Origin of the sequence: Nostoc sp. UHCC 0251 (assembly GCF_034932245.1) — a bacterium.
GTDB lineage: Bacteria > Cyanobacteriota > Cyanobacteriia > Cyanobacteriales > Nostocaceae > Nostoc.
Genome location: NZ_JAYGHD010000109.1, coordinates 1 through 3,809, shown reverse-complemented (window position 1 = coordinate 3,809; position 3,809 = coordinate 1). Strand labels below are relative to the sequence as shown.

At 43.5% G+C, this 3,809-nt stretch carries 2 protein-coding genes; both read left to right on the top strand.

The window, feature by feature from the left end; all coding sequences use genetic code 11:
• Positions 1–1,130 precede the first annotated feature (1,130 nt).
• Positions 1,131–1,856, top strand: coding sequence for a calcium-binding protein (locus VB740_RS13790; RefSeq protein WP_323200557.1), 726 nt, complete (start codon positions 1,131–1,133; stop codon positions 1,854–1,856).
• A 305-nt stretch (positions 1,857–2,161) separates the two neighbouring features.
• Positions 2,162–3,809, top strand: a 1,648-nt coding sequence (gene ilvD, locus VB740_RS13785) for a dihydroxy-acid dehydratase (protein WP_323200556.1), incomplete at its 3' end; no start/stop codon positions are given.

Here is a 3,809-nt window from a genome sequence, read left to right as displayed (position 1 = left end):
CTCGCGCATTTTCCGCAGCCGGTCAGGTTCGTTATTCAGGAGGTATTCTCCAAGCTAATACTGATGGAAATCTATCGGCTAACTTTGAGGTTCAGCTTGTAGGAGCACCACAATTAGTGACAAGCGACATTATCCTTTAATTCACTAGACCTGTCTTGAACATAAGCCATAAGGCAGAATTCTAATAATTTAACAGTCGCGGGAAGAGGTAAGCTTAACTTGCCTCTTCTTTTTATAGTTATTATTATGCAAATTGATTTCTATACTTAGGCACATTGACAAAATCAACTCGCTCTTAAACTGTCAAGAATGGTATTGCTGTATTCAAAGTATGTTTCACCAAAAAATTAGCTCATATTGGCTTCATGCTCAAGATTAAGATTGTTAATCTCCTTAATTAGTAACAGAAGCAAATCTAAACACAATATTTGCAATCATCCTAGAGAAGTAAAAATATATGAGAGTAAGAATATTTTAAAAGCTAAATTGTAACGTATGAGTGTAGCGATGCCTACGGCGGGCTACGCCTACGCAGCGGTCAATAAGACTATTAAGTGATAGGCAATTAATTACTTATACATAACTCCAGAAACCACCAAAAAAATCTCAACAAGCAAAACTAACCCTATCTGAACAAGAGTTTCAAATTTTGCTATGACGAAAAAAAATACAAGAGGGTTAATTACTATTTCTTATAAATAGAAAAAAGTCCCTTTAATGGTAATAGTATAGTCGTGTGATTGAAAAAGTTCTAAAACCTATACAATTCCGTAGTAGGAAATCTGCTTTTTTCCTAGCTGCCTACTACTAGAACCAGTGAACGCATAAGGTACAACAATATAGCGGTTCTCGATTATATGAGAACACTAAACTCCTTATGTGAAATAATTCAGCATTTTCTGTATCTCACTCAAATGTACACCGCTATATAACATGAGTATTGGCAAAATTTTGATGCCAACATTATCAGTACATACAGTGCTTCTCATATCTTCAAATCTTCAGTCCTGACTGCAAATATCTGCTTCAATCATTTCTAATTTAGCTATCTGTTCATTTTCCCTCTTCCTTTTTTGGTGAGGAAATGATGAGGTAGTTTATTTACCCTATAAATTAAGGAGATGTCTATTATGGCAACCATAACCGGTACCATTTTCAATGACAACAATACCGTCAACGGTGAACCATCTTTCTTTCGCGCTGCCCTGAATGGGGGTGCTAGCAGAGATGTCCTCAATGGGCGTGCTGGCAACGATATTCTCAATGGGCGTGCTGGCAACGATATCCTCAATGGGAATGCTGGTAACGATACCCTCAATGGTGGATTGGGTAACGACACCCTCAATGGTGGATTGGGAAACGATATCCTCAATGGTGCAAGAGGCAACGATACCCTTAATGGTGCAAGAGGCAACGATACCCTTAATGGTGGCTTGGGAAACGATATCCTCAATGGTGGGTTGGGAAACGATAACCTCAATGGTGGAAGAGGCAACGATATCCTCAATGGGGGCCCTGGCAACGATATCCTTACTGGAGGATTGGGCAATGATGTTTTCGTTTTCAACTCAGTTTCAGATAGTCCTGCTGGTTCTTCACGGGATACTATCGCTGGCTTCGATGGGAACGGTAACTTGACAGGTGACCAAATCGATCTATCTGCCATTGACGCCAACCCCTTTCTAGCGGGCAACCAAGCCTTCACTTACATCGGTTCTGGCGTATTCTCCAGAGTCGGTCAAGTCCGTTATTCAGGAGGCATTCTTGAAGGTAACACTAATTTCAATTTTGCTCCCGAGTTTGAGATTCAACTTGCAGGAGCACCAGGACTAGTTGCAAGCGACATTATCCTTTAATTAAGGGACTTACAGCTAAAAAATATCCCATCCTTGCGGAAATGCTCCGTGAACGTAGGGGACAGGGAAAAACGAGAGTTTGAGAGATATTTTGCTGAAATTAAGATTAATTAATCTTAATTTCCACTAGAAACCCACCCTGCTAAAACTCCGCTTGCTTTTACACCCCTACTCTCTGTTTGGAGAGGGGTGTTTTTATCACCAACGTTAGTACATATTACTCATGTTCGATCGCGCCGCGTATACATGAGAAAATCAGGTAATACAATCGCAACAGTTGCGATTTACTGACGGAAGGAAAAAAGATGTCGGAGAATTTGAGAAGCCAAATTGTGACGCAAGGGGTGCAGCGATCGCCTAATCGAGCTATGCTGCGTGCAGTTGGTTTTAAAGATGAAGATTTCAATAAAGCCATTGTCGGTATTGCCAATGGCTACAGTACGATCACTCCCTGTAATATGGGGATAAATCTGCTGGCGCAAAGGGCAGAAGCTGGGATTAAAACCGCCGGGGCGATGCCGCAAGTGTTCGGCACGATTACCATTAGCGATGGGATTTCGATGGGAACTGAAGGGATGAAATATTCCCTAGTGTCGCGGGAAGTGATTGCCGATTCCATTGAGACTGCCTGCACTGGACAAAGTATGGATGGTGTGCTGGCGATTGGCGGTTGTGATAAAAATATGCCAGGGGCAATGCTAGCGATGGCACGGATGAATATCCCTGCAATATTCGTTTACGGTGGTACAATTAAACCCGGTCACTACAACGGACGCGATTTAACTGTTGTTAGTTCTTTTGAAGCTGTTGGTCAATACAGTGCTGGAAAAATTGACGACAAGGAATTATTAGAAGTTGAAAGTCGGGCTTGTCCTGGCGCTGGTTCCTGTGGGGGAATGTTCACGGCTAACACCATGTCTTCAGCATTTGAAGCCCTGGGGATGAGTTTGCCTTATTCTTCGACAATGGCGGCCGAAGATGCCGAAAAAGCTGACAGTACGGAAAAATCAGCGTTTGTGTTAGTCGAAGCTATTCGCAAACAAATCTTACCCCGCCAAATTATCACCCGCAAATCTATAGAGAATGCCATTTCTGTGATTATGGCGGTGGGTGGTTCGACGAATGCGGTGTTGCATTTCTTAGCGATCGCCCGCGCTGCTAATGTAGAGTTAACGCTGGATGACTTTGAAACTATCCGCGCCCGCGTTCCCGTTTTGTGTGATTTAAAACCAAGTGGGAAATATGTTGCTACAGATTTGCACAAAGCTGGTGGCATTCCGCAAGTAATGAAGATGTTACTTGTGCATGATTTATTACATGGTGATAGCCTCACCATCAGCGGTCAAACGATCGCAGAGATATTGGCAGATATACCAGAAGAACCATCTGCCAATCAAGACGTTATTCGCCCTTGGAATAACCCGATGTATCCCCAAGGACACTTAGCCATCCTCAGAGGTAATCTGGCAACAGAAGGGGCTGTCGCCAAAATTACCGGCGTCAAAAAGCCAGTAATTACCGGTCCCGCACGGGTATTTGAATCGGAAGAAGCTTCTTTAGATGCAATTTTGGCCGGTAAGATTCAAGCTGGTGATATTCTAGTCATCCGTTATGAAGGACCTAAGGGCGGCCCTGGAATGCGCGAAATGTTGGCTCCCACCTCGGCAATTATCGGTGCAGGTTTGGGTGATGCTGTGGGATTAATTACTGACGGACGCTTTTCTGGCGGTACTTACGGCATGGTGGTTGGTCATGTTGCTCCAGAAGCCGCCGTTGGTGGTGCGATCGCTCTTGTAGAAGAAGGCGATAGTATTACGATTGATGCACCGGCTCGTTTATTGCAGTTGAATATATCTGAAGAAGAATTGACCCGTCGTCGTACCAACTGGCAGCCCCCCGCTCCGCGTTACACTAAAGGCGTGTTGGCGAAATATGCCAAATTGGTATCTTCTA

What these genes read in the sequence shown, in the direction of transcription:
- VB740_RS13790 (WP_323200557.1), top strand. Translation starts at nt 1,131, where the DNA reads ATGGCAACCATAACCGGTACCATTTTCAATGACAACAATACCGTCAAC.